At 37.4% G+C, this 19,713-nt stretch carries 19 protein-coding genes; 15 read left to right on the forward strand and 4 right to left on the reverse strand.

Features of this window, described 5'->3' with window-relative positions; genetic code table 11:
* The first annotated feature begins 1 nt into the window (after position 1).
* From aguB to QM877_RS01865, 10 genes are all read left to right on the forward strand, one after another.
* The gene (gene aguB / locus QM877_RS01820; RefSeq protein WP_414317386.1) at positions 2-877 is read left to right on the forward strand and encodes an N-carbamoylputrescine amidase; all 876 of its coding nucleotides are present in this window, start codon (positions 2-4) and stop codon (positions 875-877) included.
* Between the two features lie 144 nt (positions 878-1,021).
* Complete coding sequence (locus QM877_RS01825) at positions 1,022-2,479, forward strand: type I restriction-modification system subunit M (protein ID WP_414317387.1); 1,458 nt, start codon at positions 1,022-1,024, stop codon at positions 2,477-2,479.
* Between the two features lie 12 nt (positions 2,480-2,491).
* A complete protein-coding gene (locus QM877_RS01830; RefSeq protein ID WP_414317388.1) occupies positions 2,492-3,568 on the forward strand; it encodes a restriction endonuclease subunit S in 1,077 nt (358 codons plus the stop codon).
* A 59-nt stretch (positions 3,569-3,627) separates the two neighbouring features.
* A complete protein-coding gene (locus QM877_RS01835) occupies positions 3,628-3,864 on the forward strand; it encodes an AbrB family transcriptional regulator (protein ID WP_000260607.1) in 237 nt (78 codons plus the stop codon).
* Positions 3,861-4,274: a type II toxin-antitoxin system death-on-curing family toxin gene (locus QM877_RS01840; RefSeq protein ID WP_414317389.1), complete on the forward strand. Its 414-nt coding sequence runs from the start codon at positions 3,861-3,863 to the stop codon at positions 4,272-4,274. Before QM877_RS01835 ends, QM877_RS01840 begins: the two co-directional genes overlap by 4 nt.
* A gap of 114 nt (positions 4,275-4,388) precedes the next feature.
* A complete protein-coding gene (xerA, locus tag QM877_RS01845) occupies positions 4,389-5,354 on the forward strand; it encodes a site-specific tyrosine recombinase/integron integrase (protein WP_414317390.1) in 966 nt (321 codons plus the stop codon).
* Positions 5,355-5,387: 33 nt separating this feature from the next.
* A complete protein-coding gene (locus QM877_RS01850) occupies positions 5,388-6,455 on the forward strand; it encodes a restriction endonuclease subunit S (RefSeq protein ID WP_414317391.1) in 1,068 nt (355 codons plus the stop codon).
* Between the two features lie 28 nt (positions 6,456-6,483).
* Entirely contained in the window at positions 6,484-9,834 is a 3,351-nt protein-coding gene (locus QM877_RS01855) for a DEAD/DEAH box helicase family protein (RefSeq protein ID WP_414317392.1), read from the forward strand.
* Positions 9,835-9,853: 19 nt separating this feature from the next.
* Positions 9,854-10,630, forward strand: a complete 777-nt coding sequence (locus QM877_RS01860) for a nucleotidyltransferase domain-containing protein (RefSeq protein WP_311522257.1) — start codon at positions 9,854-9,856, stop codon at positions 10,628-10,630.
* Positions 10,631-10,638: 8 nt separating this feature from the next.
* A complete protein-coding gene (locus QM877_RS01865) occupies positions 10,639-11,724 on the forward strand; it encodes a hypothetical protein (RefSeq protein WP_311522258.1) in 1,086 nt (361 codons plus the stop codon).
* 79 nt (positions 11,725-11,803) lie between these two features.
* Here QM877_RS01865 and QM877_RS01870 read toward each other — a convergent pair whose 3' ends face one another.
* From QM877_RS01870 to QM877_RS01880, 3 genes are read right to left on the reverse strand one after another with little or no spacing between them, the layout of a single operon-like run.
* Positions 11,804-12,619 (reverse strand): TIGR03943 family putative permease subunit, encoded by an 816-nt coding sequence (locus QM877_RS01870; RefSeq protein ID WP_311522259.1) that lies wholly within the window; start codon positions 12,617-12,619, stop codon positions 11,804-11,806.
* Positions 12,616-13,521 carry a permease gene (locus tag QM877_RS01875; protein WP_311522260.1) on the reverse strand — a complete coding sequence of 302 codons (906 nt, stop codon included), beginning with the start codon at positions 13,519-13,521 and terminating at the stop codon, positions 12,616-12,618. The genes QM877_RS01870 and QM877_RS01875 overlap by 4 nt, the downstream gene beginning before the upstream one ends.
* Positions 13,522-13,653, reverse strand: coding sequence for an SPJ_0845 family protein (locus tag QM877_RS01880; RefSeq protein ID WP_000268695.1), 132 nt, complete (start codon positions 13,651-13,653; stop codon positions 13,522-13,524).
* Between the two features lie 163 nt (positions 13,654-13,816).
* On the opposite strand from QM877_RS01880, the gene QM877_RS01885 reads away from it, so the two are divergent.
* The 3 genes from QM877_RS01885 to QM877_RS01895 are packed head-to-tail and all read left to right on the forward strand — an operon-like array spanning position 13,817 to position 16,714.
* Positions 13,817-15,946 carry a Tex family protein gene (locus QM877_RS01885; RefSeq protein WP_414317393.1) on the forward strand — a complete coding sequence of 710 codons (2,130 nt, stop codon included), beginning with the start codon at positions 13,817-13,819 and terminating at the stop codon, positions 15,944-15,946.
* Entirely contained in the window at positions 15,933-16,382 is a 450-nt protein-coding gene (locus tag QM877_RS01890; RefSeq protein WP_414317394.1) for a SprT family protein, read from the forward strand. The genes QM877_RS01885 and QM877_RS01890 overlap by 14 nt, the downstream gene beginning before the upstream one ends.
* A gap of 59 nt (positions 16,383-16,441) precedes the next feature.
* Entirely contained in the window at positions 16,442-16,714 is a 273-nt protein-coding gene (locus tag QM877_RS01895) for a PspC domain-containing protein (protein ID WP_049503317.1), read from the forward strand.
* 57 nt (positions 16,715-16,771) lie between these two features.
* Here the strand turns inward: QM877_RS01895 and QM877_RS01900 are convergent, their stop codons facing one another.
* On the reverse strand, positions 16,772-17,467 hold the full coding sequence (locus QM877_RS01900; RefSeq protein WP_414317395.1) for a VIT family protein: 696 nt from the start codon (positions 17,465-17,467) through the stop codon (positions 16,772-16,774).
* 210 nt (positions 17,468-17,677) lie between these two features.
* Between QM877_RS01900 and QM877_RS01905 the strand changes: the two genes are divergently transcribed.
* The gene (locus tag QM877_RS01905) at positions 17,678-18,958 is read left to right on the forward strand and encodes an O-acetylhomoserine aminocarboxypropyltransferase/cysteine synthase family protein (protein WP_414317396.1); all 1,281 of its coding nucleotides are present in this window, start codon (positions 17,678-17,680) and stop codon (positions 18,956-18,958) included.
* 63 nt (positions 18,959-19,021) lie between these two features.
* A complete protein-coding gene (gene radC, locus QM877_RS01910; RefSeq protein WP_414317397.1) occupies positions 19,022-19,702 on the forward strand; it encodes a RadC family protein in 681 nt (226 codons plus the stop codon).
* The last annotated feature ends 11 nt before the right edge of the window (positions 19,703-19,713 follow it).

Raw genomic sequence — 19,713 nt, forward strand, 5'->3', positions numbered from 1 at the left:
GATGAGAAATGTAACGGTTGCAGCTATTCAGATGCAATGCGCTAAGGATGTGGAAACCAATATCCAAACAGCTGAACGTTTAGTTCGTCAAGCTGCTGAGCAAGGAGCCCAGATCATTCTTTTACCAGAATTATTTGAACGTCCCTATTTCTGTCAGGAACGTCAATATGACTACTACCAGTATGCCCAGTCGGTATCAGAAAATACGGCTATTCAGCATTTCAAAGTGATTGCCAAGGAACTAAAGGTCGTTTTACCAATCAGTTTCTACGAAAAGGATGGCAATGTCTTGTACAATTCTATCGCCGTTATTGATGCTGATGGAGAAGTGCTAGGAGTTTATCGAAAAACACACATACCAGATGACCATTATTATCAAGAAAAGTTCTATTTTACACCTGGAAATACTGGTTTCAAGGTTTGGGACACTCGTTATGCTAAGATTGGTATAGGTATCTGTTGGGATCAATGGTTCCCTGAAACAGCGCGCTGTCTTGCATTGAATGGTGCTGAATTGCTCTTTTATCCTACAGCTATCGGTTCAGAGCCAATTTTGGATACAGATAGTTGTGGTCACTGGCAACGTACCATGCAAGGACACGCAGCAGCAAATATTGTTCCAGTTATTGCAGCCAATCGTTATGGATTAGAGGAAGTCACTCCTAGTGAGGAAAATGGTGAGCAGAGTTCTAGTCTTGACTTCTACGGTTCATCCTTTATGACGGATGAAACAGGAGCTATTCTAGAGCTAGCTGAAAGACAAGCTGAAGCTGTTCTGTTAGCTACTTATGACCTAGACAAGGGAGCAAGCGAGCGCCTAAACTGGGGTCTGTTTAGAGATAGAAGACCAGATATGTATAAAGATATTGTCAGATGAGAAAAAGCCTATCGTAGGCTTTTTTCTGTAGATACTATAATAATTTTTTGATAATGTCCTAGGATTCTGATAAAATGAGGTATAAGAAGTTTTAAAATTTTGTATGTCAGATTTTTAAAATTGAAACATTTTGAGAGGTAAAATATGATTACAGGCGAATTAAAGAATAAGATTGATCAGCTTTGGGAAATGTTATGGACAGAGGGAAATGCGAATCCTTTGACTAACATTGAGCAGTTGACTTATCTTTTATTTATGAAAGATTTGGATAGGGTTGAACTTGGACGAGAAAATGATGCTGAATTTCTAGGAATTTCCTATGAGGGGATTTTCCCAAAGGATAAACCTGAATATCGCTGGTCAACCTTTAAGAATTTGGGAGATGCGCAAGAAGTTTATCGTCTGATGTCACAAGAGATATTTCCATTTATTAAGAATCTGAAGGGGGATACTGATGATACAGCGTTTTCACGCTATATGAGGGATGCTATTTTCCAAATTAATAAACCAGCTACCTTACAAAAGGCGATAGCTGCTCTGGATGAGTTACCTACGGATATAAAAGATATTGGAGACATTTATGAGTATCTATTGTCAAAATTATCTCAGGCAGGGGCAAATGGTCAATTTCGTACGCCTCGTCATATCATTGATATGATGGTTGAACTCATGCAACCGACAATTAAGGATATTATTTCAGATCCTGCCATGGGGTCTGCAGGATTTTTAGTTTCTGCAAGTCGCTACCTAGACCGAAGAAAAGAAGAGTGGCAAACAAATATTGACAGTGTAAAGCATTTCCACAATACCATGTTTCATGGAAATGATACAGATACCACTATGTTGAGACTTGGGGCTATGAATATGATGCTTCATGGTGTTGAAAATCCCCAAATTAGCTATCTAGATTCACTCTCTCAAGATAACGAAGAAGCTGATAAATATACTCTAGTTTTAGCCAATCCACCCTTCAAAGGATCTCTTGATTATGATTCAACCTCTGGTGATTTGCTGGCTACGATTAAGACTAAAAAGACAGAGTTGCTTTTCCTTGCCCTTTTCTTACGCACTCTGAAGCCAGGTGGACGTGCAGCTGTTATTGTACCGGACGGTGTTCTATTTGGTTCCTCTAAAGCTCATAAAGGGATTCGTCAAGAAATCGTTGAGCATCACAAACTAGATGCAGTTATTTCGATGCCGAGTGGTGTTTTCAAGCCTTATGCAGGAGTTTCAACGGCTATCCTTATCTTCACTAAGACTGGAAATGGTGGGACGGATAAGGTTTGGTTTTACGATATGAAAGCAGACGGTCTGAGTTTAGATGATAAACGACAACCTATCAGCGATAATGATATTCCAGATATTATTCAACGATTCCATCATTTAGAGAAAGAAGCAGATCGCAAGAGAACAGACCAGTCCTTCTTTGTTCCAGTTGATGAAATTAAGGAGAATGATTTTGATTTGTCCATCAATAAATACAAAGAAATCGAGTATGAAAAAGTTGAGTATGAACCAACTGAAGTCATCTTAAAGAAAATCAATGATCTAGAAAAAGAAATTCAAGCTGGCTTAGCAGAGTTAGAAGAATTACTAAAGTAGGGAGATACATGTATGAAAAAAGTGAAGTTGGGGGAAGTTTGTGAGATAAGAATTGGCAAGACACCAAATCGTTCTCAAACTTTATATTGGGGAGGTGACTATCCTTGGTTATCCATTTCAGATATGAAAGGGAAAATATTATGTACTACTAAGGAAAAAATAACTCAAGAAGCTGTCCAAAAAGAAAAAATGCAAATCGTTTCAAAAGGGACAGTTGTGATGAGTTTTAAGTTATCTATTGGCAAGGTTGGGATTCTTGCTGAAAATATGTACACAAACGAAGCAATAGCTAATTTTGTGGTTAAAAATAATAAGATGCTTTTTAATGAATATCTTTACTATGCACTACAAGGAATGAATTTTGATAGTTTAACAGACAGGGCTGTGATGGGTAAAACGTTAAACAAGGCAAAGTTGAATAACTTGTCTATTGTATACAACGAGCCTTTTATGCAACAGCAAATTGTTTTGAGATTAGATGGTGTTAACAAATTAATTGAATCTCGTAAACAACAACTATCTGAATTATCAAAACTCGTCAAATCCCGATTTAACGAAATGTTTGGGGATGTTATTCTTAATGATAAAGAATGGAAAGTTTGCAAATGGAACGAGATTCTTACTATAAGAAATGGTAAAAATCAAAAGAATGTTGAAGATAATAACGGACAATTCCCTATTTATGGAAGTGGGGGAATTATAGGATATGCTAAAGATTGGATTGTGAAAAAAAATTCGGTAATTATTGGACGTAAAGGAAATATAAATAAACCGATTTTAGTAAGAGAAAACTTTTGGAATGTAGATACAGCGTTTGGATTAGAACCTACTTTAGAAAAAATAAACTCAGAATATTTATTCTATTTCTGTCAATTATACAATTTTGAAAAGTTAAATAAAGCCGTAACGATACCTAGCTTAACCAAATCAGATTTATTAGATATTTCCATCCCCCTCCCCCCTCTTTCCCTCCAGAACGAGTTCGCAGACTTTGTGGCTCAGGTAGACAAATCACAATTGGCAATCCAAAAATCACTAGAAGAACTTGAAACTTTGAAGAAATCACTCATGCAGGAGTATTTTGGCTGATATTCTGTCATTGTAATTACGGTAATTATTTGTTATAATACTTCAAAGGAGGAAATCTGATGGTAGTAAAAACAAGAAAACAAGGAAATTCAATCACCATTACTATTCCAAGTGAATTCAATATTCCAAGTGGTGTAAAATACGAAGCGAAATTGTTACCAAGTGGTGAAATTATCTTTACTCCCGAAGAGTCTGGACATCAGATTTCTTATGTATCTGATGATGCCTTTGACTTAAATTTGGATAAAATCTTTGACGAATACGATGATGTTTTCAAAGCTTTGGTGGAAAAATGACAGTCTATCTTACAGAAAGACAAATTGAAAAAATCAATGCTTTAGCAATTCAACGTTATTCACCTAATGAAAAAATTCAGACAGTTAGTCCTTCTGCCTTAAATATGATTGTCAATTTACCAGAACAATTTGTCTTCGGTAAACCTCTTTATCCAACAATTTTTGATAAGGCAACGATACTATTTGTCCAATTAATCAAGAAGCATGTTTTTGCCAACGCTAATAAACGAACTGCTTTCTTCGTTTTGGTGAAATTTCTACAGTTAAATGGTTATCGTTTTTCTGTAACAGTTGAAGAAGCGGTCGATATGTGTGTAACTATCGCAGTAGAATCCTTAACAGATGAAAGGTTATCTAGCTACACCAAATGGATCTCTGAACATTCATTTAGAGTTAATGACCAAATTTAAGCTTGGATATTTAAATCCTATAAGTAAAAAATAGATAAACAGACAGTATTAGAATTCTGTAATGCAGAAAACTAATATTGTCTATTTTTATTGAAATAATGAAAGTGAGAAAATATGGAAACAAAAGTGACAATCATCATTCAAGAAATGTTACCTCTTTTAAACAATGCACAATTACTAGCATTGCGGGAGAGTTTAGAGCGCCATTTAGTAAATGGTGTCAATCAACAGAAGTATACGAATAAATCCTTGTTAGCCTTGTTCATTACTGCTAAACAGGTGGAGGGGTGTAGTGCAAAAACGATTCGTTATTATCAAAGGACCATTGAAAATTTATTTACAAGTATTAAGCAGTCTGTAACACAACTGACAACAGATGATCTGAGAAGTTATCTAGCACAGTATCAGTCAGAAAAAGATTGCAGTAAAGCAAATTTGGACAATATCCGACGCATCTTGTCTTCGTTTTTTGCTTGGCTTGAGCAGGAGGAATATATCATCAAAAATCCTATTCGACGGATAAAAAAGATTAAGACCGAACAAACTGTAAAGGAAACTTATACGGATGAACATCTTGAAATCATGCGAGACAATTGTGAAAACTTAAGGGATTTAGCAATGATCGATCTACTAGCTTCAACAGGAATGCGAGTGGGAGAACTTGTTCAACTGAATCGCTCAGATATTGACTTTGAAAATCGTGAATGTGTTGTATTTGGGAAAGGTAAAAAGGAAAGACCTGTTTATTTTGATGCTCGTACGAAAATCCATTTAAAAAACTATATCAAAAGCAGAGAAGATAATCATCCAGCTCTTTTTGTTAGCTTGCTCGGAAAAGCCCAAAGACTCGGAATAGCTGGTGTTGAGATTCGATTACGAAAATTAGGTCAAAAACTTGGAATTCAAAAGGTTCACCCTCATAAATTTAGAAGAACACTAGCGACAAAGGCAATTGATAAAGGAATGCCTATCGAACAAGTTCAAAAGCTTCTTGGACATAGTAAAATTGATACTACTCTAGCCTATGCTATGGTCAACCAAAGTAATGTCAAACATTCCCATCAGAAGTTTATCTCTTAAGTGCAAATCCCGATATTTCGAGGAGGTGGTTGCGTGAAGAAAGTGAAGTTAGGGCAATTAGTTTCTATTCAAACTGGTAAATTGGATGCTAATGCGGCAGTTTTCGGAGGTAAGTATCCTTTTTTTACAACAGCTAAAGAAATTTCAAGAATTAACGAATACGCTTATGACGGTGAGGTAGTTTTAGTAGCTGGAAATGGGGATTTAAATGTTAAGTATTATAAAGGAAAATTTAATGCTTATCAGAGAACCTATATTTTGACTAGTAATTCTAATGTAAGAATGAAATATCTATACTACTTTCTTGATAAGTATATAGAAGTTTTACGATACCAATCAATTGGAGGAGTTATAAAGTATATTAAACTCAATAATTTATCAGATGCCCAGATTCCAATGAGGAGTATTTTTGAACAAGATAAAATTATTGGAATATTAGAAAAGTTAGATAATGAAATTATTATTAGAAGTAAACAACTTAGCGAACTTTCAAACCTTGTAAAATCCCGATTTAACGAGATTTTTGGGGATCCTGTTTTGAATGAAATGGGTTGGGAAAAACATGCTTTAAAAGAATTTGGAATATGGAAAAGCGGTGGAACTCCTAAAAGAAATGAAGAAAAATATTTTAGAGGACGTATTCCTTGGATTACATCAGGAGAACTAGAACATAAATACATTGATGATTCTTTTGAAAAAATTACAGAAAAGGCAATTGAAAGTAGTTCTGCAAAAATAATTGAAAAAGGTAGTTTATTATTAGGAATGTATGATACTGCGGGTTTAAAATCATCAATCAATACTAAAGTAATGTCTTGTAATCAAGCAATTGCTTTTGCGAAATTAGATGATAAAATCACAAATACTATATATGTTTATTATGTAATTCAAAATTTAAGATCAATGCTATTGAATCAACAAAGAGGCGTACGTCAAAAAAATTTTAACTTATCGATGATCAAAAATATTTCCATCCCCCTCCCCCCTCTTTCCCTCCAGAACGAGTTCGCAGACTTTGTGGCTCAGGTAGACAAATCACAATTTGCTTGTCAGATAGCTATAAAACTGTGGAGAAATAGCTTAAAATCTAGTATAATATAGCTATCTATTTAGTCAAAGTGAGAGAAAAATGGGAAATTTTGATTTTCTTTTGAATAATAAGGAGTATGAATCTTTTTCGAGGCCCTGTATAGAAGCTGAGAATATGATTGAGACATCCACTGTAGCGACAGCTTTCATGGCGCGTCGTGCCTTGGAGCAGGCTGTTCATTGGATTTATAGCCATGATTCTTATTTGGAAGCCCCTTATCGTGCTACCTTGTCTTCATTAGTTTGGGATGATGACTTTAGAGAAATCGTAGATCCAGAGCTTCATAGTCAGATGGTTCTCTTGATACGCTGGGGCAATCATGCTGCTCATGGTGGGGAGATCAAGGAACGCGAAGCGATTTTAGCCTTACATCATTTGTACCAGTTCGTAAACTTTATTGATTACTGCTATAGCAATGAATTTGTGGAACGTTTTTTTGACGAGAAATTATTGCCACTTTCAGAGAATGTCAAGAAAAGAGAAACACCACAAGCCATGGTGGAACTGCAAGACAGTTTACCTGTTATGCCAGACTTTCATGAACAAATGGCTGTACAGTCCTTGGAAGTGCAAGAGAATTATACTGAAAAACGTGAAACTGCTGCACAACGGCAAGAGGTTCCTTTCCACATCGATCAGTTATCTGAGGCTGAGACAAGAAAACTCTTTATTGACATTGATTTACGTTTAGCAGGTTGGACATTTGAAGAAAATTGTCGAGTTGAAGTCGCTGTTAATGGACTGAAACACGGCTCGGGAATAGGTTATTGTGATTACGTTCTTTATGGTAAAAATGGAAAGATTTTAGCAATTATTGAAGCTAAAAAAGCTGCAGTTAATCCAGAAGTAGGTGAGGTACAAGTCAGGGAATATGCTGAAGCGCTAGAGGAAAAAATAGGTTACCAACCGATTTGTTTTATTACAAATGGCCTCAAGCACTACATTCTTGATGGTGTAAATCGTCGTCAGATTGCAGGTTTCTACTCTCAAGAAGAATTGCAATTATTGATGGACAGACGGCATTTGCAAAAACCACTGGAGGATATTTCTAGTAAAATCAGAGACGATATTTCTGGTCGTTATTACCAGAAACATGCGATTGCAAGTGTTTGTGAGGCTTTTTCCAACAATCGTAGGCAAGCTCTTTTGGTCATGGCAACTGGTTCTGGGAAAACTCGAACAGCAGTCTCTCTTGTTGATATCCTATCACGTCACAATTGGGTCAAAAATGTCCTCTTTCTAGCTGACCGAACATCTCTTGTAAAACAGGCCTATGATTCATTTAGGAAATTGCTTCCAGATCTTTCGGTTTGTAACTTTTTAGAGGATAAAGCCGGGGCAAGATCAAGTCGTATGGTATTTTCTACTTATCCGACCATGATTGGAGCTATCAGTGATCAGGAAGAAGTCATCCAACGTCCTTTCACTGTTGGCCATTTTGATCTTATCATTATTGACGAGTCTCACCGCTCTATTTATCAAAAGTACAAGGCCATTTTTGATTATTTTGATGCTAGAATCGTAGGCCTAACGGCCACACCTCGTCAGGATCTTGATAAAAACACTTATGGCTTTTTCAACTTGGAAAATGGTGTTCCTACCTATGCTTATGATCTTGAAAAGGCTGTTGAGGATGGCTACTTGGTATCCTATCATTCAATTGAAACCAAATTAGAATTACCTACAGACGGCCTTCATTATGATGATCTATCCCAGGAAGATAAAGAATATTTTGATAGCCAATTTGAAGATGATAGTCTAGAAAAAGACATTGATGCTGGAGCTTTTAATTCTTTTATTTTTAATAAATCTACAGTTGAGATTGTTCTAGATGAACTAATGACGAGAGGAATTCAGACAGCTTCAGGGGATGAGATTGGAAAAACGATTATCTTTGCCAAGAATCATGACCATGCAGAATATATTAGAAAGATTTTCAATAAACGTTATCCTGAAAAGGGGAGCGACTATGCTCAAGTGATCGATTACAGTGTTAAACATTATCAAACCTTGATTGATGATTTTAAAATTAAGGAGAAATATCCTCAAATTGCAATTTCAGTTGATATGCTTGATACAGGTATTGATGTCCCAGAGGTTGTTAATTTAGTCTTCTTCAAGAAAGTACGCTCAAAAACAAAATTTTGGCAGATGATTGGTCGTGGAACCCGTCTCTGTAAAGATTTGTTTGGACCCGATCAAGATAAGGAAAATTTCTTGGTATTTGATTATGGTGACAACTTTGAATATTTCAAAGCAGATCCGAGAGAAGGTAGTGGAAGACATATTGTTCCCTTGACACAGCGTTTGTTTAATATCAAGGTGGACTTGATTCGTGAACTGCAGGACCTTCACTATCAAGAGGATCCATTTGCAAGAGAGTATCGTCAGCAACTCGTCTCAGAACTTCATAGATATGTAGAGGATTTAAATGAGCTAGACTTTAGGGTTCGTATGGTCTTAGATACAGTTTATACCTATAAGAAATTAGAAAACTGGCAAAATCTTACAACAATTTCATGCGAGAAACTTCATAGTCATATCTCCCCTCTCATGTTTGATGATGATAAAGAAAATGAAATGGCGAGACGATTTGATTTATGGATGTTAGAAATTCAAGTCGGACAGTTGACCTCTAGGCCATCTAGAACTCATATATCTCAAGTTATGAAAACTGCTCAGGCTCTTGCTTCTGTTGGCAATATTCCTCAGGTCTTTGCACAGGCAGAAATTATCAGGAAAGTGCAAGAACCTGAATTTTGGGAGGAAGTAAGCTTGTCTGAACTTGAAAAAATACGCCTTTCTCTAAGAGATTTATTGCAATTCTTAGATAAAACGAGTCGAAAGGTATATTATGTCAATTTTGAAGATCGAATTCTTTCTACTGTATATGAAACCACACCTTATTTGCAGGTAAATGATCTTCGATCCTATAACGAAAAAGTTGAGCATTATTTGAAAGCTCATTTGGATGAAGAAGCAATTTCTAAATTGTATCATAACAAGAAGTTAACTACACAAGATTTATTAGCTTTAGAGACTCTTTTATGGGAAAAATTAGGAAGTAAAACTGACTATCAGCAGCACTATGAAAACAAGGCTATTCCTAGATTGGTGCGGGAGATTATTGGTTTGAATAGAGAGGCCGCTAATCAAGTGTTTTCTAAGTTCTTGTCAGATGAAAGCCTTAATGCTAAGCAAATTTCTTTTGTGAAATTGATTGTCGATTATGTCGTTGAAAATGGGTATATGGATAAGTCGATCCTGACACAAGAACCGTTTAAATCTTATGGATCCGTACAAGTACTATTTCAACATCAAATACCAATATTGAGGAATATTGTCCAAACAATTGATTTAATCAATAATCGTGCCGAAGAAGTAGCTTGAATATAGAAAGAGAAGCACCATGCAAACACAAGAAGAAATGAATGTTCTGGTACCTGAAAAACTAGCGGAAATTGAATGTGATTATGATGTTACCGTATTGTGGGCAATTGAGTCTGGCAGTCGCGCTTGGGGCTTTGAGTCTCCAGATAGTGACTTTGATGTGCGTTTCATTTACAAGCATAAGCAAGAATTTTATCTTAGTCTGAACGATCATCGCGATGTCATCGAACTACCAATTGACGATACTTGGGATGTGAGCGGCTGGGATTTGGACAAGGCTTTAAAGTTGCTTTATAAGTCAAATCCAACCTTCTTTGAGTGGTTACAGTCGCCAATCGTTTACCAGCAAGACGAAGGCTTTATTGACCGTATCCGTCCGCTTGTTAGTCAGTATTTTTCTGAGAAAAAGATGCTCCACCATTACTTGAATACTGCTAGAACTCAAATGAATAAGTATCTTTCAGGAGATAAGGTAAAACCTAAAAAGTATTTCTATGCACTTCGTCCTATTTTAGCTTGTCGTTGGATTGAAAAATATCATTCTGTTCCACCGATTTTGTTTGATGATTTGGTCAAAGAATTGCTCCCTGATGAAATGAAAGACCATGTGTCTAGCTTGCTTGATATCAAGTTAAAGGGACCTGAAGGAATGGAAATTGAGCCGATAGAGCCAATTCAGGACTTCATCATCAAAAATATCCAAGAGCTGGATGACTACGTCCAAAGTGTTACAGAGGAAAAGAAAGACTGGAAAGCTCTCAATCAATTTTTCCTTGAAGAATTAAGTCGTGACTGAGGTTAATTATGGGAAAATGGACTTGTAGATGTGGTCAAGCAATGAACGACCACAAAGCCCCTGATCCAAATGCTTATTCGGTTTATTCGGATGAGTTATTAGTAGAAATTATGAATAAAAAAGATGGTAATGATACAATTTCCTATGAAGACATTTCAGAGGCTTCCTTTTATATGTGGAAATGTCCCAATTGTGGTAGTTTTATGGTCTTTGGCGAAGAGGATAATCCAAATTGTTTCACTTTTTATGAGCGCCAGACCAGTGGAGAAGCTGAACCACTTTTCGATCCTGATCAGGAGTTAAATCTCGTTGTCGTTGAGTTTCAAGAAGGTGGAAATGGTTATACTTATATATGTGACGAGCCAAATATCCATATTGGACATGCTGTTATTGTCCCAGTAGGAAAGGAAAATACTGAAAAAACTGCTTTAGTTGTCCAGAAGTATCATGCCCTACCAAAGGATATCACTTTTCCTGTTGAAAAGTTAAAACGTGTCATTCGTAGGTATTCTATTTTTGATCCTGAGACTTCAAAAATAGTTTGTAAAAATATACTTGAGCATGGAAGAATTCTAAATGCTTGTTCGAACAAGGTAAATATAGAGTCTAAACAAATTTACCATGCAATCAAAACTCCTCTAGGCTATTTTTGGTTGGAGTTAAATAGAATTCCAATTCCGATGAAAATCACACAAATTCAAGTTAAAGATAAAAGATATCAGGTAGAGGGTGCCTTCTTCATTAAACCCACCAAGGTAAACTACAGAAAATTGTTAGAACTTGAATTATGTGCAGATTTTGATATTGACGCCTCTCGTTGGATTGACGTTCTATCAGATGAAAATGTTTGGGGAAACACCTGGGAAATGAATGGCCTTCAATTTGGAATTACTGCAGGAGAGTCCCCAGAATTTGAAGATGAAGTAGTTGCAAGAAAATTTAGCCGTATCCCACTTTATTATGACTGGCATCCAGAATTTGAAGACTATTATGGCTTCAGTATAGCCTGGAAAAAATACGAATCTGATAGTGATCTGTCGATTGATTTCTATAAAATCGCAAGAGAATTTTTTACAAGCTATCGAACTTTTTGAAAAAGCAGGCGATCAGATCGGATCCCGAGAAGTTAAAAACTTACTAAACAAGAAAAAGTAGCCCACTCAGGCTACTTTTTTAAAATTCTTTATAAACATAAGGATTCTCTGGTTTATCGACTTTTACAAAGGATTGGATTTCAAGAGTTGGGAGGATTTGGTTGAGTTCTTTGTGGTAGCGATTGCTAATCTTACCTTTGACTCTCACCCAAGTATTATTTTCGTACTGATTGGTGTTTCCTGTAGTCAAAAGTCCAAAAACTCCTGAATCAGCGATACAGTGCATGATACCAAAACGAAAGACAAACTGACTATTAGAGTAATTGGGATCATTGTAGACAAAGCCAGTAAACTCGATCTCCTTACCTTCAAATTCATTTGGAAAATCATAGATAACTTCCATGACTTCCAAGTAATTCTCATCCTTGATGACAATGCTTGATTGGGTTAAGTATTTATCAGCAGTTTTCCTAACAATATTTTCATAAGCAGTTTTTGAATAAAATCTGCTCGTATCCGGTTTGAGATACTGACTGCTCGTTCCTTCACTTGCTTGGATTGCCTTGTCAGTTCCTTCCGACAAAGGGAAATAATATCCTTTTGCCGATACTGTTTGTGAATCCAGAGTGACTGTTGGAAAAGTAAATCCAATTAACAGAGGTAAACTTAAGAGGGCAAAACTAGCAAGCTTGGCTGAAAAACTATGTAAGTGACTATGTTCTTTCAAACGCTTGAAGCAAATATAGGCTTGAACGATGGCTAGTAGCAAAGATAAAAACATAGTGATATAAGCCAGATAAGAGTAGTGGAGGTTTATATACTGATTGAGTTTACCTGATAGGTGCAGATAAAGGGTTAAGATAAAATAGCCAAATAAGATAAAAAATCGAATCATAGCATCACCCCGATTAGATAAGAATAGACAAGAACAACAAGAGTTACGATGGTCATGAACTGCCAGATAAAGCGAGATTTGAGATAATTCTTCATCATGAGGAGGTTCTTGATATCAAGCATGGGACCTATAACTAGAAAGGCAAGCACTGGAGCAAAGCCAAAACTTGATAGAAGAGAAGATCCGATAAAGGCATCTGCTTCACTACAGAGAGATAGTAGGAAGGATAAGACCATCAGAAGAACAATCGCAAGTAGTGGTGTTGCGCTGATAGATGTCAGAACCCGAGTTGGTACATAGACCTGGACTATGCTGGCAAAAAGACAGCCAAAGACCAAGTAACGCCCCATATCAAAGAATTCATCAATAGCTTGGATAAAGACCTGAAGCATTTTTTGACTTTTAGTCAAGTGAGAAAAATCATGCTCATGGCAAGCAAGTCTATTTTCTTTTTGGATAGGTTCCTCCCAGAAAAATCCAAGAAAGACACCCAATATAGTAGCAACTAGAATTGCGCCCAAAGTTCTTAGGAAAACCATTTGAATTGAATTACCAAAAGCTGAGTAAGTCGCAAAAAGTACGATAGGATTGATGATAGGAGCCGTTACTAAAAAAGGTACAGCTGTATAGCTTGGAACCTTCTTCTCCAAAAAACGATTGATGATCGGAACAATTCCACACTCACAAGAGGGAAATAGAAAACCGATGAAGCTACCAAAAAAGATTCTCCCTAGGCGGTTTTTAGGGAGAAATTTATAGACCTTCTCAGGAGTCACATAGACTTCAATGGCACCAGAGATGATGCTACCAATTAAGACAAAGGGTAAAGCTTCAATGATAATTGATAGAAAAATAGCGCCAGTTTGTAAAAGACTAGAGGGTAGAGATTGAAAGATAGTCATCTATTTTTTCTTTTCTGCCTTATCTTTCTTTTCTTTGTCATCTGGGAAAGTCACTTGCTTCAAATCAGGGAGTTTAGCGAATTCTTCGAACATCTTATCTAAGTCATCAGTTTTTGTAAATTTAACAGCCATGGGGCATACCTCAATTCTTATTGTTTCCTCTATTATACTATTATTTCAGCCAAAAAGTTTAATTTTAAATTGTTAAGACGAGTGAATTTTCAATTTCAACAAATACCAAGTCAACTGTGACATGAATGAAAACAAGCTTTCTTCCTTATGGTATAATAGTTTCATGGATAAAAAATATGAAAAAATTTCCCAAGATTTGGGTGTAACCTTAAAGCAGATTGATACTGTCTTATCTTTGACAGCTGAAGGAGCGACTATTCCTTTTATCGCTCGTTATCGGAAAGACATGACTGGAAGCTTAGATGAGGTGGCTATTAAGGCAATTATTGACCTTGATAAAAGTCTAACCAACCTCAATGACCGTAAGGAAGCAGTCTTAGCAAAAATCAAAGAGCAAGGCAAGCTAACCAAGGAATTGGAAGAAGCTATCCTAGCAGCTGAAAAACTCGCAGACGTTGAAGAACTCTATCTTCCCTATAAGGAAAAACGTTGGACCAAGGCAACTGTCGCCCGTGAGGCTGGACTTTTTCCTCTTGCTCGCTTGATTTTACAAAATGTTCCCAACTTAGAAGAAGAAGCAGAAAAATTTGTCTGTGAAGGTTTTTCTAGTGGCAAAGAATCCTTGGCTGGAGCAGTAGATATCCTAGTTGAAGCACTTTCTGAGGATCCTACACTTCGTGCCATTGCTTATCGCGAAGTCCTTGAAAATTCTAAAATCACTTCTCAAGTCAAAGACGAAAGCCTGGATGAAAAGCAGGTTTTTCAGATTTATTACGATTTCTCGGAGACGGTTGCTAACATGCAGGGCTACCGTACACTTGCCTTTAATCGTGGTGAGAAGTTAGGCATCTTGAAGATTGGTTTTGAGCATGCGGTCGAACGTATTCAAGCCTTCTTTGCTGCTCGTTTTAAGGTTAAAAATGCCTATATTGAAGAAGTTATTCAGCAATCTGTTAAGAAGAAGGTACTGCCAGCTATCGAGCGTCGTATCCGTACAGAGTTAACAGAGAAGGCAGAAGAAGGAGCTATTCAACTCTTCTCAGAAAACCTCCGTAATCTTCTTCTGGTAGCACCTCTTAAAGGGCGCGTGGTTCTTGGTTTTGACCCTGCATTTCGTACAGGGGCTAAGCTAGCTGTTGTAGATGCGACTGGGAAGATGTTGACAACACAAGTTATTTATCCAGTCAAACCAGCTTCAGCTCGTCAGATTGAGGAAGCCAAGCGTGATTTGGCTGATTTGATTGGCCAATACGGTGTTGAAATCATTGCTATCGGAAATGGAACTGCTAGTCGTGAAAGTGAAGCTTTTATCGCCGAAGTGCTCAAGGATTTTCCAGAAGTTAGCTATGTCATTGTCAATGAGAGTGGAGCTTCTGTATACTCTGCCAGCGAACTTGCCCGTCAGGAGTTTCCAGACTTAACCGTTGAAAAACGTTCAGCCATTTCTATCGCTCGTCGTTTGCAAGACCCACTTGCTGAATTGGTTAAAATCGATCCTAAATCCATCGGTGTCGGTCAGTATCAACATGATGTAAGTCAGAAAAAACTGTCTGAAAGTCTGGACTTTGTTGTTGATACAGTAGTGAACCAAGTCGGTGTCAATATAAATACAGCTAGTCCAGCCTTGCTTTCACACGTTGCAGGACTTAACAAAACTATTTCAGAAAATATTGTTAAGTATCGTGAAGAAGAAGGTAAAATCACTTCACGAGCCCAAATCAAGAAAGTTCCTCGACTAGGTGCTAAGGCCTTTGAGCAGGCTGCTGGTTTCCTTCGTATTCCTGAAAGCAGCAATATCCTTGACAATACTGGTGTTCACCCAGAAAACTATGCTGCAGTCAAGGAACTCTTCAAACGCTTGGATATTAAAGACCTAAATGAAGAAGCGCAAGCCAAACTCAAATCTGTCTCTATCAAAGAAATGGCTCAAGAGCTAGATCTCGGTCAAGAAACACTTAAAGATATTATCGCTGACCTTCTCAAACCAGGTCGTGATTTCCGTGATTCTTTTGATGCTCCAGTCCTTCGTCAGGATGTCTTGGATATCAAAGACTTACAAGTTGGCCAAAAGCTTGAAGGAGTTGTGCGCAACGTCGTTGACTTCGGTGCCTTTGTTGATATCGGTATCCATGAGGACGGTCTCATTCATATCTCTCACATGAGTAAGAAATTTATCAAACATCCGAGTCAAGTAGTTTCGGTTGGCGATTTGGTTACTGTTTGGGTTAAGAAAATCGATGCTGACCGAGAAAAAGTGAATCTGTCGCTTCTTGCACCAAATGAATCTAACTGATTACGTTAAACAGGTCTCTTTAGAGGATTTTGGAAAACCTTTCAAACACCAAGCTCAATGGAATACTCGTTTACGGTCGACAGGTGGACGATTTTTCCCTAAGGATGGTCATTTGGATTTCAATCCCAAAGTATATCAAGAACTTGGTTTAGAGGTTTTTCGTAAAATTGTTCGTCATGAGCTCTGCCATTACCATCTTTATTTCGAAGGTAAAGGTTATCAGCATAAGGATTTGGCCTTTAAGCAACTTCTAAAAGAGGTAGACGGGCTCCGCTTTGTTCCTCCCTTGTCAAGTTCCAATCAAACACCAAGCTTAGTCTATACTTGTCAGTCTTGTCAGCAAATCTATCAACGAAAGCGAAAAATCGATACCAAGCGTTATCGTTGTGGTCTTTGTCGTGGAAAACTCCTCTTGTTAAATCGGGCTAAGGACTGATGTAGTAAATCTAGTTTAGTGCTATACTAAGATTAAGAAATCCGAAAGAGGAATAAATTATGAATACAAAATTTTATAAAATGAGACGAAATCGCATGATATCAGGTGTTCTTGCAGGTCTATCTGATAAATGGAATCTTGATGTAACCCTTGTACGTTTCCTTTTTGCAATCTTTACAATCGCAAACTTTGGACTCGGAATTATTATCTACATTATCCTAGCTTCGATCCTACCAACAAAAGAAGATATCGAAGCTGAAATGTATGGAACAGGCCCACGCAAGATTAAAGAAGCCCAACCTATCAATGATGACGAAGGTTGGTTTTGGTAAATCAAATTAACTGTCTATATTTTGATAGCAAAAAAAAGATACCGAGCGGTATCTTTTTTAAATGCTAAACAACTGTCCAAATAGATAGGTAACTCCCATGGTCAACAAACCGATACAGAGGTTACGGATCATGGCTGTTTTTGTTGGGGCTTTCCCGAGTTTGGCACTGGTGTAGCCGGTAACTAATAGAGAAATCGCTACGATAAAGACAGTAGCAGGGATTCGATAGTCACTTGGAAAAACAGTAATCGAAAGCATTGGTGGCAGGCTACCAAGTACGAAGGCAATAAAGCTAGATGCAGCAGCATGCCAAGGATTAGTGAATTCCTCATACTCGATTCCGTACTTTTCCTCAACTAAGGCTTTGAGAGGGTTTTTGAGAAATGCCTTGTTGGTTAAGAGCTGGGCTGATGTTTCACACTCACCATTTTGAAGATAAGCTGCGTAGAGTGATTTTTTAGCAGCTTCCATATCTTTATCCAAAAGTAGTTGTTCACGGGCTACAGCGGCTTCCTCTGTGTCTTTTTGAGTAGATACGGATACATACTCGCCACCAGCCATAGAGAAGGCACCAGCAAGAATAGCAGCCAATCCTGAGAGGAAGATGATCCAGATATTGTTAGTCGCACTGGCAACCCCGATAACAACTCCAGCGATAGAGATGATTCCATCATTAGCTCCCAGCACACCAGCACGCAAGATATTTAAACGGCCAGCAAAGTTTGCATCAATTTCATGTGTAATTTCTGACATAGTTTTCTCCTTCCTGTCCATTATAAAGTAAAGAGAAAGTGAATACAAACTTTTAAAACTATCTGAAAAAAGTTCTACAATTCTAATTTAAGACAAAGTAAATAGAAGTAGCCATAGCTATTTCTTATGCCAAGATATAACAAAGTTGTATTTGTAACCTATTCCAATAGGTGATACAATGAACCTAATGAAATCTTTGGAGGTCTAAATATGACTCGTGAATTTAAATTTGAAACTCTGCAATTGCATGCAGGTCAAGTGGTAGATGCTACTACCAAGTCTCGTGCTGTTCCAATTTACCAAACAACGTCCTTTGTATTTGATGATACACAAGAAGGTGCAGAACTTTTTGCCCTTCAAAAAGCTGGAAATATCTATACTCGTATTACCAATCCAACAACATCAGCTTTTGAAGAGCGTATCGCAGCACTGGAAGGCGGTGTTGGTGCACTTGCAACAGCTTCTGGGATGGCAGCTCTTACCTACACAATTTTAGGATTGGCTCACGCAGGAGACCATGTGGTTGCAGCTTCAACTATTTACGGTGGTACCTTTAACCTGTTGAAAGAAACCCTTCCTCGCTATGGAATCACCACAACTTTTGTTGATATTGATAATCTAGAAGAGGTAGAAGCAGCGATTAAAGATAATACCAAGCTTGTCTTGATTGAAACATTGGGAAATCCAGTTATCAATATTCCAGATATTGAAAAAATCGCTGAAATTGCTCACAAACATCAGATTCCTTTGGTCGCAGACAATACTTTTGCTACACCTTATCTTATCAATGTCTTTTCACATGGTGTAGACATTGCAGTTCACTCAGCAACTAAGTTTATCGGCGGTCACGGTACAACAATTGGTGGTGTCATTGTTGATAGCGGTAAATTCGACTGGGCTGCTTCAGGGAAATTCCCTCAATTAGTCGAAGAAGATCCAAGCTACCACAATATCAGTTATACTCGTGATGTTGGTGCTGCAGCTTTTATCGTAGCTGCTCGCGTGCAATTGCTTCGCGATATGGGAGCTGCCCTTTCACCATTTAACTCATTCTTACTCCTACAAGGTCTTGAAACACTTTCTCTCCGTGTAGAGCGTCATGTGCAAAATGCTGAGAAAATCGTTGATTTCCTTGTAAACCATCCAAAGGTTGAAAAAGTTAACTATCCAAAACTTCCAGATAGTCCTTACCATTCCTTGGCTGAAAAATACTTACCAAAAGGTGTTGGCTCAATCTTTACTTTCTACGTTAAAGGTGGAGAAGCAGAAGCACGTAAAGTGATTGACAACTTGGAAATCTTTTCGAACTTAGCCAATGTAGCAGATGCTAAATCATTGGTGGTTCATCCCGCAACTACAACACATGCTCAGTTGTCAGACTCTGATCTAGAAGCAGCAGGAGTAACTAAAAATCAAATCCGTCTCTCAATCGGTCTTGAAAATGTTGACGATTTGATTGAAGATTTGCGTCTTGCACTTGAAAAAATCTAAAAATAACTAGTTTTTATCGAATTAAGCATCCTTCTCACGAATAATAAAGTGAGGAGGATTTTTATGTATAGTATTTCATTTCAAGAAGATTCGCTCTTGCCAAGGGAACGCTTGGTGACAGAAGGAGTAGAGAGTTTGAGTAATCAGGAATTACTAGCCATTTTATTACGAACAGGAACTCGTCAATCTACCGTTTTTGAAATTGCACAGAAAGTATTGTCTCAATTGAACAGTTTAACTGAGTTAAAAAAAATGACCTTGCAAGAACTGCAGAGTTTATCAGGAATCGGGAGAGTAAAAGCTATTGAGCTGCAAGCAATGATTGAACTGGGCCATCGTATTCATAAACAAGAAACCATTGAGGCAGAGAGCATTCTTAGTAGTCAAAGACTGGCTAAAAAGATGCAACAAGAATTGGGAGATAAAAAACAAGAGCACCTAGTGGCGCTCTATCTGAATACACAAAATCAAATTATTCATCAGCAAACCATTTTTATTGGATCTGCTACTAGAAGTATTGCGGAACCAAGAGAAATTCTTCACTATGCCTTAAAGCATATGGCTACATCCGTGATTCTGGTTCATAATCATCCATCTGGTGCTGTTATGCCAAGTAGAAATGATGACCATGTTACAAAACTTGTTAAAGAAGCCTGCGAATTAATGGGTTTGGTCTTATTGGACCATCTTATCGTCTCACATTCCGATTATTTTAGTTACCGTGAGAAGACGGATTTGATTTAAAAAACCTGTAT

Origin of the sequence: Streptococcus infantis, assembly GCF_047463655.1 — a bacterium.
Taxonomy (GTDB): domain Bacteria; phylum Bacillota; class Bacilli; order Lactobacillales; family Streptococcaceae; genus Streptococcus; species Streptococcus infantis_Z.